General features: G+C 63.6%; 13 protein-coding genes, 1 tRNA gene and 1 pseudogene. 8 read left to right on the top strand and 7 right to left on the bottom strand.

Annotated features, from left to right (window positions below):
* Nucleotides 1–118 precede the first annotated feature (118 nt).
* Nucleotides 119–685, bottom strand: a complete 567-nt coding sequence (gene efp, locus ACVWW1_RS11515; RefSeq protein WP_173643398.1) for an elongation factor P — start codon at nt 683–685, stop codon at nt 119–121.
* 523 nt (nt 686–1,208) lie between these two features.
* Between efp and epmA the strand changes: the two genes are divergently transcribed.
* The 3 genes and pseudogenes from epmA (at nt 1,209) to ACVWW1_RS11500 (ending at nt 3,855) form a co-directional block, all read left to right on the top strand.
* Entirely contained in the window at nt 1,209–2,261 is a 1,053-nt protein-coding gene (gene epmA, locus ACVWW1_RS11510) for an EF-P lysine aminoacylase EpmA (protein ID WP_456655848.1), read from the top strand.
* Nucleotides 2,258–3,350, top strand: a pseudogene (locus ACVWW1_RS11505) (lysine-2,3-aminomutase-like protein). The gene epmA and the pseudogene ACVWW1_RS11505 overlap by 4 nt, the downstream one beginning before the upstream one ends.
* A gap of 244 nt (nt 3,351–3,594) precedes the next feature.
* Nucleotides 3,595–3,855 (top strand): hypothetical protein, encoded by a 261-nt coding sequence (locus ACVWW1_RS11500; RefSeq protein ID WP_456655847.1) that lies wholly within the window; start codon nt 3,595–3,597, stop codon nt 3,853–3,855.
* A 66-nt stretch (nt 3,856–3,921) separates the two neighbouring features.
* On the opposite strand, the gene ACVWW1_RS11495 is transcribed toward ACVWW1_RS11500, so the two are convergent.
* From ACVWW1_RS11495 to ACVWW1_RS11485, 3 genes are all read right to left on the bottom strand, one after another.
* Nucleotides 3,922–5,007, bottom strand: a complete 1,086-nt coding sequence (locus ACVWW1_RS11495; RefSeq protein WP_456655846.1) for a 3-deoxy-7-phosphoheptulonate synthase — start codon at nt 5,005–5,007, stop codon at nt 3,922–3,924.
* A gap of 235 nt (nt 5,008–5,242) precedes the next feature.
* A complete protein-coding gene (locus tag ACVWW1_RS11490; protein WP_456655845.1) occupies nt 5,243–5,815 on the bottom strand; it encodes an HdeD family acid-resistance protein in 573 nt (190 codons plus the stop codon).
* A gap of 65 nt (nt 5,816–5,880) precedes the next feature.
* Nucleotides 5,881–6,918, bottom strand: a complete 1,038-nt coding sequence (locus ACVWW1_RS11485) for a PrsW family glutamic-type intramembrane protease (RefSeq protein ID WP_456655844.1) — start codon at nt 6,916–6,918, stop codon at nt 5,881–5,883.
* A gap of 209 nt (nt 6,919–7,127) precedes the next feature.
* Here ACVWW1_RS11485 and ACVWW1_RS11480 point away from each other — a divergent pair, with 209 nt between their 5' ends.
* Nucleotides 7,128–7,346, top strand: a complete 219-nt coding sequence (locus tag ACVWW1_RS11480; RefSeq protein WP_176531511.1) for a DUF2061 domain-containing protein — start codon at nt 7,128–7,130, stop codon at nt 7,344–7,346.
* Between the two features lie 238 nt (nt 7,347–7,584).
* Here ACVWW1_RS11480 and ACVWW1_RS11475 read toward each other — a convergent pair whose 3' ends face one another.
* The 3 genes from ACVWW1_RS11475 to ACVWW1_RS11465 all read right to left on the bottom strand — a co-directional run bounded on the left by ACVWW1_RS11475 (nt 7,585) and on the right by ACVWW1_RS11465 (nt 9,758).
* Nucleotides 7,585–7,875, bottom strand: coding sequence for a hypothetical protein (locus ACVWW1_RS11475; protein ID WP_456655843.1), 291 nt, complete (start codon nt 7,873–7,875; stop codon nt 7,585–7,587).
* A gap of 63 nt (nt 7,876–7,938) precedes the next feature.
* Nucleotides 7,939–8,427: a YciE/YciF ferroxidase family protein gene (locus ACVWW1_RS11470; protein WP_173643407.1), complete on the bottom strand. Its 489-nt coding sequence runs from the start codon at nt 8,425–8,427 to the stop codon at nt 7,939–7,941.
* A gap of 98 nt (nt 8,428–8,525) precedes the next feature.
* A complete protein-coding gene (locus tag ACVWW1_RS11465; protein WP_456655842.1) occupies nt 8,526–9,758 on the bottom strand; it encodes a hydantoinase/carbamoylase family amidase in 1,233 nt (410 codons plus the stop codon).
* A 192-nt stretch (nt 9,759–9,950) separates the two neighbouring features.
* On the opposite strand from ACVWW1_RS11465, the gene ACVWW1_RS11460 reads away from it, so the two are divergent.
* The 4 genes from ACVWW1_RS11460 (at nt 9,951) to ACVWW1_RS11445 (ending at nt 12,647) form a co-directional block, all read left to right on the top strand.
* The gene (locus tag ACVWW1_RS11460; protein WP_456655841.1) at nt 9,951–10,301 is read left to right on the top strand and encodes a hypothetical protein; all 351 of its coding nucleotides are present in this window, start codon (nt 9,951–9,953) and stop codon (nt 10,299–10,301) included.
* Nucleotides 10,302–10,680: 379 nt separating this feature from the next.
* A tRNA-Glu gene (locus ACVWW1_RS11455) sits at nt 10,681–10,755 on the top strand.
* Between the two features lie 207 nt (nt 10,756–10,962).
* Nucleotides 10,963–12,219, top strand: a complete 1,257-nt coding sequence (locus ACVWW1_RS11450; protein WP_456655840.1) for a hypothetical protein — start codon at nt 10,963–10,965, stop codon at nt 12,217–12,219.
* A gap of 197 nt (nt 12,220–12,416) precedes the next feature.
* Complete coding sequence (locus tag ACVWW1_RS11445; RefSeq protein ID WP_456655839.1) at nt 12,417–12,647, top strand: hypothetical protein; 231 nt, start codon at nt 12,417–12,419, stop codon at nt 12,645–12,647.
* Nucleotides 12,648–12,752: the final 105 nt, after the last annotated feature.

Raw genomic sequence — 12,752 nt, 5'->3', positions numbered from 1 at the left:
AGAGCAAGTTCCGGAAAAGTGTGTAGCAGTTTTCCGGAAAGTTTGAGGTTAAACAACAACCTGATGTGCGATGATGGTTCATTACGACTGTCACCGCACTTCGCCGCTCAATCCTTGCTTAATCCTTGGCGCGTTCGACGTAGGAGCCGTCCTCGGTCATCACGACGATGCGCGTGCCGGTGGAAACGTGCGGCGGCACGCCAGTGCGGATGCCGTTGGACAGCATCGCTGGCTTGTACGACGACGAGGCGGTCTGGCCCTTGGTGACGGGCTCGGTCTCGACCACTTCGAGCGTCACGCGCTGGGGCAGCTGGATCGCGACTGGATTGCCCTCGTGCATCGACAGCTTCACGGTCATGTTCTCCTGCAAATACGGCGCAGATGAACCGACGATCTCCTTGGAGACCTGGACCTGATCGTAGTTGTCGTTGTTCATGAAGTGGAAGCCGTCGGCGTCCTCATAGAGGTAGTTGTAGTTGTGATCCTCGACGGTGGCCTTCTCGACCTGGTCGGTGGTCTTGTAGCGCTCCGACACCTTCACGCCGTCGCCGATGCGGCGCATTTCGATCTGGCTGACGGGGGTGCCCTTGCCGGGATGAATGTTTTCGGCGGAGAGGACCACATAGAGCTTGCCATCCTGCTCGATGATGTTGCCCTTGCGGATGGAACTGGCGATGACTTTCAAAGGTGTTTTCCTGAATTTGAGAAGCGGGGGCGCAAACCGGACCGGCAGCCCCTCGGCCGTGGCGGCGATTTCGGGCTGCAACATACTGATTTGTCCCTGAGATGCCAGTCTTTTGCGGCCGAATTCGGCAGTTTGCCAACCGCCGGCAACAGCCTTCGGGGCGCCGCTAACGAGGGTCCTTGCCGGGATTTTTCGGGCCTTCTCGTTATGTTCGGCAAGGCTTGCGGGAAACCGAGAACGTGCCCGTCTTCAGGTCGTAGAGGCAGCAACCAGCCGACCGTGGCCACATCCCGCTTCCGCGGAATTGGCGATCGGACGCGTGAGCCGGCGTCAGGTTCAGCCGGGGCGACGCATGGACAATGCCGGCATCTTTCGACAAGAAGGGACTCGCTTCGCCGCGTTCCGCTGCGACCAAGGCCGTGTCGACCATGTATTTGTATGGAATCAAGGATTTGCGCCCGGCTCTTAAATCGGGGCGGTGGCTTGTTGATGTCGAATCCGTAACCGTTGGATCGGCCGGCCGATGACAGCCCATGACCAGCCGTCGCCCTGGTGGACGCCGTCACGCTACGCTGACCGCAGGCCATTCCTGCAGGCGCGGACCGCGATCACGCGGGCGCTCCGGGCGTGGTTCGAGGAGCAGGGCTTTGCCGAGGTCGAGACCGCCATCCTGCAGATCTCGCCTGGCAACGAGACGCATCTGCACGCCCCCCGTACCGAACTCAGGCAAGCCGACGGCTCAGCTGCGCCACGCTATCTGCGCACCTCGCCCGAGTTCGCCTGCAAGAAGCTGCTCGCGGCCGGCGAGCCCAGGATCTATGAGTTCGCGCGGGTGTTCCGCGATCGCGAGCGCGGCGACCTCCATCTGCCCGAATTCACCATGCTGGAATGGTACCGCGCCAATGCCGGATACGACGCCATCATGGCAGACACGATCGTCGTCATCGCCCATGCAGCGCAGGCGACCGGGATCGGGCGGTTTTCCTTCCGCGGCAGGATCGCCGATCCCTTTGCCGAGCCAGAGCTGCTGACGGTTGCCACAGGTTTCGAGCGCTTCGCCGGCATCGACCTGCTGGCGACGATCTCGGGCGGCGAGGGCGATCGCGCGGCGCTGGCGTCAGCCGCGCGCGAACGGGTGCGGATCGCGGACGACGACACCTGGTCGGACATTTTCAGCAAGGTGCTGGTCGAGCATGTCGAGCCCAATCTCGGACAGGGCCGCCTGACGGTACTGTTCGAGTACCCGTCGCCGGAGGCCGCGCTGGCGCGCACCAAGGCGGGCGAACCTGATGTCGCCGAGCGCTTCGAGGTCTACGCCTGCGGCGTCGAGCTCGCCAACGGCTTTGGCGAGTTGACCGACGCAGCCGAGCAGCGCCATCGTTTCAACGCAGCCATGGACGAGAAGGCCCGCCGTTACGGCGAGCGCTATCCGCTCGACCACGACTTCCTTGCCGCCGTCGGCCAGATGCCCGAGGCGAGCGGCGTCGCGCTCGGCTTCGACCGGCTGGTGATGCTGGCAAGCGGCGCACCACGAATTGACCAGGTGGTCTGGACGCCGCCTGCAGGAGAGCCATGAACAGGATCGATCCGAAACTGGCGGCAACGCTGCGCCAGCCGCGCGAGCTGGCCGATGCCGGCCTCGTGCCGGTCGCAGCCCTTGCCGAGCTCGAACAGGTGGCTGCGCGCTACGCGGTCGCGGTGACGCCGGAGCTCACGGCGCTGATCGATCCCGGCCGATTCCGCCGACCCGATCGCGCGGCAGTTCATCCCGAGCGCCGACGAGCTCGTCGAGCAGCCGGGCGAGAACGCCGATCCGATCGGCGACGATGCGCATTCGCCGGTCGCCGGCATCGTGCATCGCTATCCGGACCGGGTGTTGTTCAAGCTCGTCCACGTCTGCGCGGTCTATTGCCGGTTCTGTTTCCGGCGAGAAATGGTCGGGCCGGGCAAGGCGTCGGCGTTGTCCGACGATGCCTACCGCGGGGCACTGGAGTACATCCGTACCCATCAAGAAGTCTGGGAAGTCATCCTGACCGGCGGCGATCCCTTGATGCTATCGGCGCGCAGGCTGTCCGAGATCATGGCCGATCTCGCTGGCATCGATCATGTGAAGATCATCCGCCTTCACAGCCGCGTTCCCATTGCCGATCCCGAACGCATCAATTCCGACATGGTCGCGGCGCTGCGGGTTGACGGGGCGACGACCTGGATCGCAATCCACGCCAACCATCCGCGCGAGCTGGGCGCCAATGCCCGCGCCGCGTGCGCCCGCCTTGCCGACGCCGGCATCCCGTTGGTCAGCCAGTCCGTCCTGCTGCGCGGCGTCAATGACGATGCCGCGACGCTCGCGGCGCTGATGCGCGCTTTCGTCGAGTGCCGGATCAAGCCCTATTATCTGCACCACGGCGACCTTGCACCCGGCACCGCCCATTTGCGCACCACGATCGAAGCCGGGCAGGAATTGATGCGGGCGTTGCGCGGGCGTGTCTCCGGACTGTGCCAGCCGGATTATGTGCTCGACATCCCCGGGGGCTACGGCAAGGCGCCGATCGGCCCGACCTATTTGTCGCAGCCGGCTTCCCGCGAAGGGGAGGATTCGGTGGAGCGGCGGTACCGTATCGTCGATTATTGCGGTGACGTTCATCTTTACCCGCCGCAGCCGTGAGCCTGCGATGAGCGCCGCGGGGGGGACGGACGGCAGGAGCCGCCCGAGGACGAGGGCAGCCGCGGCGTCGAAAATGCTGTGATGTTCGGCTTCTTTGTGGTGCTGGTCGCCGCGGGAATCTGGCTCCTTGGCACGATGGCCGATATACGGAAGGTTCAGGATTGCGCAGCGCAGGGGCGACGCAATTGTGCTACCGTCGAGGGGCCGGAACGGGCGCAATAGGGTTGAGAAGCGGAGACGCGAGATGCGGAAGACTGTTTTGTTGATGGCTCTGATGATGGTTGGAGCGCCCCAGGTTGGAACGTCCAAGGCATGGGCGCAGCAACAGGGCGGATCGTCCTCCATGCAGAAGAACGCGCCGCTGCCGGAGGCGCCGGTCGGACATCGTCAGCCACGCCGCGGCGACGTTCCCAATGAAAAGAATATCAGCGATCCGAACAACACCGCGAACAAGGAAGACGCTGCGCTCGACAAGAAGATCAAGAGCATCTGCCGCGGCTGCTAAGCCACGGAAGAGACCGGCGGAGCGCGATATCCGCCCCGCCGGCAACGCTCAATCCGTTCGACCGTCTCAGGCCGAACGCTCCTGCAGGCCGTCACGCCGCACGCTGCGCCTGGCGTCGACGGCATCGGCCAACTGCTTCAGCACGTCGGCCGTCGTCGCGAGATCGATGCAGCCGTCCGTGATGCTCTGGCCGTAGGTCAGCGGCTTGCCCGGCACGACGTCCTGGCGTCCCGCGACAAGGTTGCTCTCGATCATCACGCCGATGATGCGCTGGTCGCCGCTTGCGACCTGCTGTGCGATGTCGGCGGCAACCGGCGGCTGGTTCTCCGGCTTCTTGCTGCTGTTGGCGTGGCTGGTGTCGATCATCAGCCGTGGCGCGACGCCGGCGTGGCCGAGCTCGGCCGCGGCAGCATCGACGCTTGCTGCATCGTAGTTCGGCACCCGGCCGCCGCGCAGGATGACGTGGCAGTCCTCGTTGCCGCTGGTCGCGGCGATCGCCGAACGGCCGCCTTTGGTGACCGCCATGAAATGGTGCGGGTGCGACGCCGATTTCACCGCGTCCGCCGCGATCCGCACGCCACCGTCGGTGCTGTTCTTGAAGCCGACCGGGCACGACAGGCCGGACGCCAGCTCGCGATGGATCTGGCTCTCGGTGGTGCGTGCGCCGATCGCGGCCCAGGAGACCAGATCGGCGATGTATTGCGGCGTCGTCATGTCGAGGAATTCGGTGCCGGCCGGCAGGCCGAGATTGTTCACGGCCGACAGCACGTTGCGTGCAAGGCGCAGGCCCTTGTTGATGTCGAAGCTGCCGTCGAGATCGGGATCGTTGATCAGGCCCTTCCAGCCGACGGTGGTGCGCGGCTTCTCGAAATAGACCCGCATCACGATCTCGAGGCGGTCGGCGAGCTGTTCGCGCAGGCTGGCGAGACGCTCGGCGTAATCGACGGCCGCCGCGGGATCGTGGATGGAGCAGGGGCCGACGACGACCAGCAGGCGGTCATCGGTGCCGTTGAGGATCGCGTGGATGGCGTTGCGGGCGCCCATCACGACGCGGGTCGCCGTCAGGGTGCGCGGGACCTCCCGCATCACCTCTTCGGGCGTACTCAGCTCTTTCAGTTCCTTGATGCGAAGGTCGTCTGTCGTACTCAACACGGCTGGCTCCTTTGGATTTCGGGACCTGCCGGCACACAAAAAAGCCGCCAGGTCTGGCGGCTTTTTTTGGACGTTTGCTGCAATTCTTCAGATTGAGCGCGATCCTCCTGCCGCCAGCGAGCTGTCGTAGCTAAAGTACCAAAAATAGCTGGTGGCGACGGTGATCATGGTGGGCTCTATACCCGACGGATATCGGCCTGTCACCCCCCAAAACCGCGGGTGAGCCGGTTCGCCGTCAGGTGTTGCGCGCCGCCAACGCCATACCTATCAGGGTCGCCCCGCCGAACATCAGGTTGAGACCGACCAGGAGGCCGATCGCCCAGCCCGCCGGCTCCGGAAGGCCCGCGATGATGAAGAAGGCGATCACGATATCCATCAGGCCGGCGATCAGCAGCCAGGACCAGCGTCCCGACAATTCGCGGCGGTGCTCCAGCGCATACATGATGGTGGCGACGCCCTCGGCGACGAAATAGGCGCCGATGACGATGGTCAGCGTCAGCACGCCCTGCATCGGACGGGCCAGCAGCACCATGCCGGCCAGCACGGCGAGCGCAGCCGAGATCAGCGACCACCAGAAGCCCGGCATGTTGCGCGCCCAGAAGGTCACGATCAGCCCGCCGATGCCTGAGATCAAGAACATCCAGCCGAGGAAGATGGTGACGGCGAGGCTCGCGAATGTCGGCACGATCATCGCCGCGATGCCGAGGATCACGAGCAGGATGCCTTCGAACAGGAACGCCTTCCAGTGTTGCTTGACCGCGGCCTTCATCTCCGATCGCAGTCTGTCGAGATCGCTGGACAGGGTCATCGCGGCTCTCCAAATCTGCAACCGAAAAGTCTGCAACGGCAAAGTCTGCGAGCGTGCGGCGTATCCTAGCTCTGGCCCGCCGCCGATGGAAAGCCCTCCGCGGCGGTCCGCATCCGGTTGCGGCCAAGGAAATAGACCGCGGTGGTCGCGATCAGCAGCGCCAGTCCGATCAGGATCGAGGTGAGGCCGATCGGGACCAGGATGAACGACGCATTGCGCTCGGGATTGACGTACCAGTGATGCAGCGACGTGAGCAGGAACGAGACCCCGGCAAAGCCGGTGCCGCCGCCGACCAACAGCAGTGCCCACATTCGCCGCAGCTGGCTCAGCCGCTCGCGCGCGACATCAGTGCGCGGCGCATGATGTCTGCCGAGGCGGCGCACCAGGCGGATCGCAAAGCCGATCGAGGAGAAGCCGATCAGCACGCTCGCCGAACCAAGCAGCAGGCGCGTGGTCGAGCTGAGATCGGGAATGCGTTGGAGCGCGAGCAGCGGAAAATCGAACGCCGTGTGCAGCGCGACCGGCGCGACCAGCACCAGCGCCCAGTTGGTGATGCGCGCCCAGTCGCGGTGACCGCGGTAGGCGCCGAGCGCGCCGCCGGAGCGCGCGATCGCAAGGTAGGCGCCGGCAATGATGCCGAGCGCGCCGTGAAACGGCACCGTGAGCACGCTGCGCAACGCCGCGAGCGCCCGCCACATGTCCTTGTGCTGGACGAGATAGGCGAGGTTCTCGTAGGCCGCAAATCCGAGGCCCGCGGCCGCGCCATAGACCACCGTATCCATCGGATCGGCGAAGGCACGGCGGCGGGTCGAGATGGCGACGATGACGAGAACCTTGACGATCTCCTCCGGCGCCGCGACGCCGAACGCCGCGCGGACCGCCTGGGTCGCCCAAGGATTGTCGGGAATGGCAAGCAGCGCATTGAAGGGAATTCGCGCCAGGCCGAGCAGCGAGATGCTGGCCGCGCCGAGCACGAAGGCGAGCCACACCTGCACCGGCGGTCCGGGGCGCTCGTCGGCGGCAATCACCAGCCACAGCACCAGCAACGCGGGTGCGATGGCGGCGGCGCCAATCACAGTCGGAAGCGACTCAAGCAACAACATGGGATCAATCTGTTCTCGTGAAAGGCGAAAATGGCCGCAAACCCAGCACTTTGCAAGGTGGCCGGCGGTCGCGGACACGCGCTTGGGAATTCACGTTTGGCTGTATCCGGCGGCTGGCACAGTCGGATCCTGGATGATTGCGCGGCGGGCGCGAGCGCGCCGGTGAACGACATGGTAGAAGTGCTCGATCAGACGGGAGACGTTACCGGGTGCATTTACGCGCAGCAGAGAGTCACACGCGATCGATCCTCAAGGCCATCAGCTGGCGGACATTGGGGACGCTCGATACTTTCGCCATCAGCTGGTTCATGACCGGCAAGGTCTCGCTCGCCGGCTCGATCGCCGGGCTCGAGATCGTCACCAAGATCGCCTGGTACTATGTACACGAGCGGGTCTGGGCAGTTGTTCCGTTCGGACGGCGCGCCTGACCCGCGCGACCGGTGCGGCGAAGCAGGATTTTCTGGGAACAGACCGGGCAGTGATAGACCCCGCTGGATTTGCGGGGCCGTGCAGGTGCGCGAGAACAATATCCACTTCTGGATTGAAAACAGTGTTCACGCTGTTGGGCAATTCGGAACGGCGGGAGCGTCGCAGGACGTTGACGAATTGGTTCGTCGGCTCATTGCCGGGGCTGAAGATCGGGGCCTCCGCCGTCTCTGCGAACAGCTACTTCTGAGCCGGCGTCCCGGAAGGCCGTAACCAATCCGCCATCTGTGCCGCGGTTTCCGCCTGGCGAGCTCGTCGGATCAACCGCTCGCGCTCAACGCCCGGATAGGTGCCTTGTGCTTCCTTCCGAAGACGCTCAGCCTGATCACCAAGGCGTATTTCGAGAGAATCGGTCTGCTTGAACCGGCGACGCTGCATGGAACGCTGCTCCATCTTGTCGGGAGGGCGGGAGCGCGTGATGGCGTTCTCGTCACCGATAGATGCCGCGTGCGGGGCGATGACGATGACCAACGGCCCGCACGGCAATATGTTCCTGCAATGGGAACCAATCCCCCGGGCGGGCCGAGGCACATCTCAGGCTGCTTCAGCGTTGATGGCCGCGACGGCCAGTTTGGTCAGCGCGTCGTCGGTTTTCTTTTCCTCAGCCAGGGTCTGATCGAGAAGCTTGACCGCGTCGTTCATGCTCAGCCTGCTGGCCCATGCCTTGAGCGTGCCATAGCGGGAGATTTCGTAGTGCTCGACCGCCTGTGCGGCGGCAAGCAGGCCAGGATCGAGCGCCGGCGTGTCGGCGTATTCGTCCATGATTTCCTTACCCTCGTCGATGATCCCCTCGATCGCGTCGCATTTCTTGCCGCGCGCCGGCTTTCCCAATAGCTCGAAGATCTTCTCGAGCCGGTCGATCTGGCCTTCGGTCTCCTCGTGATGCTTCTCGAAGGCTGCGCGCAATTTATCCGATGACGCTGCCTTGGCCATCTTTGGCAGCGCCTTATAGATCTGCTTCTCGGCGTAGTAGATGTCCTTCAAGGTGTCGAGGAACAGGGCGCTGAGGTCTTTCTCCGGCATCGACTTTCTCCATCACAAGGGTTGATTTCGCGATCCAACACGAGCGCAGATGCGATGTTCCTATTTGTGGTGGCTGGAGCTTGAGCCAGCTGAACTGATCATTGCGTCAGCAGGCGCCGGCAGGTTTCGACGAACACCTCGGCGCCGGTGACGATGTCGGCGTCGTCGGTGTTCTCGCTCCAGTGATGGCTGATGCCGCCGATCGACGGCACGAACAGCATCGCCGCCGGCATGATGGTGGCGAGGACCTGGGCGTCATGGCCGGCGCCGCTCGGCATGCGGATTGATTTGCCGCCGGCGCAGGCGGCGCTCGCGGCCTCGATCGCATCCTGGAACGCAGGCGTCATCATCGCGGGCACGCCGGTGCGGATCCGCTCGACCTTCACGCCACAGCGGCCCTGCGCGGTGGCTTCTTCCGCCAGACGATGCAGGTGCGCCTCGAGCCGCGAGATCACCTCGGGATTGTCGTCGCGGATCTGGAACAGCATCTCGGCGTGGCCTGGGATGATGCTCGGCGCGCCCGGATCCAGCGTGATGCGGCCGGTGGTCCACACCGTGCGCGGCCCGCACAGCGCAGGGAAGCTGTCGTCGATCGCGACGCAGAACCGGGCCAGCGCCAGGCCGGCATCCTTGCGCACCGCCATTCGCGTGGTGCCGGCATGGTTCTGCTCGCCGGTGAAAGTGATGCGATATTGCCAGATGCCGACGATGGAGGTGACGACGCCGATCTTGAGCCGGCTAGCTTCCAGCGTGTCCCCTTGCTCGATATGGGCTTCGAGGTAGCCGATATGGCGGCCAGATTCGGCGGTGAGGCGCGGGCGGCCGGCGAAGCCCGCATCGCGCAACGCCTGTCGCATGGTGCGATCGCTGGAGCGGTCGCGCGCCGCATCGATGTCGGCGTCGGTCACGGCGCCGGCAAACGACCGGCTGCCGAGGAAACTGCCGAAATGTCCTTCCTCGTCGCACCATGCGGCGACCTCGACCGCGCCGCTGATGCCGGGATCGCCGTTGATGACGCGCGCGGCCTCCAGCGCATAGATCACGCCGAGCGGCCCATCGAGCCAGCCTGCATGGTTCTGGCTTTCGAGATGCGAGCCCGCAAGCAGCTTCGGTCCTGCTTTCGCACTTTTGCCGAACACATTGCCGATGCCGTCGATCGTCGCGGTGAGGTCGGCATCGGGCAGGTGTGCCGCAAGCCAGTCCAGCGAGCGCAGATGCGGCTCCGAGAATGTCGGCTTGTGCACGCCGGTCTTGTAGGCGCCGATCGCGCGCAGCGCATTGAGATCGGCGAGCACGCGCTTGCCGTCGAAGCGACCGTTGATGCCTGGCATGATTGGACTCCGAATGAGCGTCTTTGGTTTGAGTCTTGATCTACGACTTCATTTGCGTCTTGGCGCCGCAATCCCGTCTTGATGCCGTCGCGGTTGAATGCGACGGAACAATCAGGGCAAACGATTTCTTAGCGGTTCTGCTTTTAGGTCGCGGGTCTGATGTCGCGGTACGAATAGCGTGTGAGTGTGATCATGTCTGCATTCCGGAACTGGGCTCGCAAGGCCGCTGTGCTGTTTCTCCCGATCGCGCTCGGCGCCTGCGCGCAGGTCTCGCAGCAATACAGCATGACGACCCCGCCGCCGGGAACCGGTCCGCTCGCCTGGGACGGCGCCGGGCAGGATCCCAATCAGCCGCCGCCGCGACGCCATGCGCGGAATGCCTCGCCGGCGGTGGCGGAGACGCAACTGTCGGAAGCGGATGCGGACGACCGGCTGGCGCGCAAGCTCGTGATCTGCAGCACCTGCATCAAGCAGACGCCGGTGGCGGCGGCCGCGGCGCAGCCGACCAATCGTCAGGACGTCGCGAGCGTGACCAATCACTAGCGCGCTGTCGCCAGACATCGATCCGGCCTGCAGGCCTTAGTTAGGCCACGATGTCGTTCGATGCGCAGGCCCATGCCGTTCCGTAGACTCATTGTTCCCGTCGTCGTCGTCGCGCTTGCAGCCGCCATCCTGATTCATGGGGGCGGTTCGCGGGCCCATGCGCATGTGCCGTCGCATTGCGGCTTCTGGACCTCGATCGAGGCCGGATTGTCGTGCAGGTAATCTCCCGCCAGTGGCCCGGGCGGCAGTCCGGGAAAAGCGTTCTGAACGCTTGCCCGTCCGGCCAATCGCCACTATACGTTCGCCCGTCGCAGCCGTTCGCCGGTAGCGGCCAGTCTGGCATGTCTCACGTCTAACGTATTGATTTGCCGGGAGTTTTGCTCCCTTCGTCTATCGGTTAGGACGCCACCCTTTCACGGTGGAGAGAGCGGTTCGATTCCGCTAGGGAGCGCCATCAAGGCCCTATCAAAAACGCCTTAAAATCAGCCACTTAAGCATTTTAATTGACATTTTTGGCTCCCTAACCGCATGTAAACGTAGATACATGGCGTAGATACAGGGTGCGAAAGTGGATTACCTGATTCAGCGCAACGGTCACTGGCAGTATCATAGGCGCGTTCCGAAGGCTTTCGCCGGTCTAGGTGGCAAGACTAGTAGGTTCGTGACCGTCAGCACCAAGATCAAGGTCGCCGACGACCGCACCGGCGCTAAGGCCGCCCGTGTGGCTGCCCGCCTGAATGAGCACCAAGAGGCGCGCTGGCGCTCGCTGGCCTCCGGAACGCCAGATAAACAGCGCTGGCAGGATGCCGTCACCATCGCCCGCAAGCATAACCTCGAATACCTGACGCCGGTTGAGGCAGCCCAGCGCCAGATTAAAGAACTGCTCACCCGCATCGAGACATTGAAGGTCGGCGACCGCAAGACCGACGTCGCCGTCGTGGATGCCGTGCTCGGCGCGGTTGACAAGCCGCGCGTTATGCTCTCGGACCTGTTCGGCGAGTACGAAAAGACGCAGCAAACTCCTCTGTCGAAAATGAGCCCGGACCAGCGCCGCAAGTGGACATCCGCGAAGAAGCGCGCGGTAGAAATTCTGATCGAACAGCGCGGCGATAAGGCGCTGCAGGATCTGACACGCGCCGACGCCGTGGCCTACGCCGACTATTGGGAGACTCGCACGATCGCGGAGGGTATTAGCGCCTCGTCGGCAAATAAAAACATCAGCCACATCGGAGGGATGATCCGCGCCGTCGACAAGCGCCTGAAGCTTGGGCTCGACCATGTGTTTAGTGGAACAAGGCTCGATGGCGGCAGGGACGGCCAACGGTCGCCATTCCCGGTCGATCATATCCGCGATGTAATCTTGGCACCGGGCGCGCTCGATGAACTCAACGATGAGGCGAGGGACGTAGTTTATATCGTGATGGAAACGGGCTGCCGTCCTTCGGAGATCGTGAACCTCAGCAAGAGCCGGATCAAACTGGACGGTGACGTGCCCTATATCCGCATTGAGGCGGAGGGCAGGCTTTTGAAGACCGAGCACAGCGAGCGCGATATCCCGCTCGTAGGCCTTGCCCTGGAGGCAATGAAGCGCCACCGCAGCGGCTTCCCTCGCTATCACGACAAAGGCTCGACCCTATCCGCGACCCTCATGAAGCATTTCAAGAAGGCAAAGTTGCTGCCGAAGGTGAGCGAGGATACGCCGCTGAAGAAGAGACCGAAGTACGGAATCTATTCGTTCCGGCATAGCCTCAAGGACCGACTCAAGGCCGCGCAGTGCCCTGAAGAGATGACCGACGAACTAATGGGCCACGCCACCGGCAAGCCGAAGTACGGCGACGGCTACGGACTTCAGCTCAAGGCGAAATACCTCAAGGCGATCGCCATCACGCCATCAGTAGCCGAATCACCGGGTAGTTGAGCGCGGCGGCAACGGAAAACCCGGCAAAAAGAAAAAAATACGATGCGGGTGTTTGCCTTGAGATCTGGGGCTGCCCGTATATTATTTCCACACCTAGGCCACGCGCACTTGCGCCTTGTAGTGGCAGCTTCGACTGGCCTTAGCCGGGAAGCATCGGTTGATTGGCTGACAACAGCCTCAGACCACCCACATTCACAATGAATGATACAAGTGCGTCTGCCGTAACCGCAGAGCGCCTCAATGCCGCACTCGACCTGATTTCCGAGGTCATGGTGATACACGGCCGCCCGCAGTTCGCGCCCTACGTCGAAAGGCTAGAGCGAGAGCTGGCCCTCCTTCAGGCTAGTGATGACGTCATGGCGCGCGCGCGGCGACGACTGGAGCAGCGCTGCGCCAACGACAACAAGGCCAGCACCAAGGCCGCCTAAAGCACGACTGGCCCTTTAGCCAGGTGCACCGCTCCACCCCGACCATTATTTTCCGGCCGCCCTTTACCGCCGCCTCGCAACCTCCCTATCTTTAGTGATTTTTGT

The organism is Bradyrhizobium sp. JR3.5 (assembly GCF_054057015.1).
The sequence above is the reverse complement of the archived record's forward strand: the minus strand, read 5'-3'. Positions and strand labels throughout refer to the sequence as shown.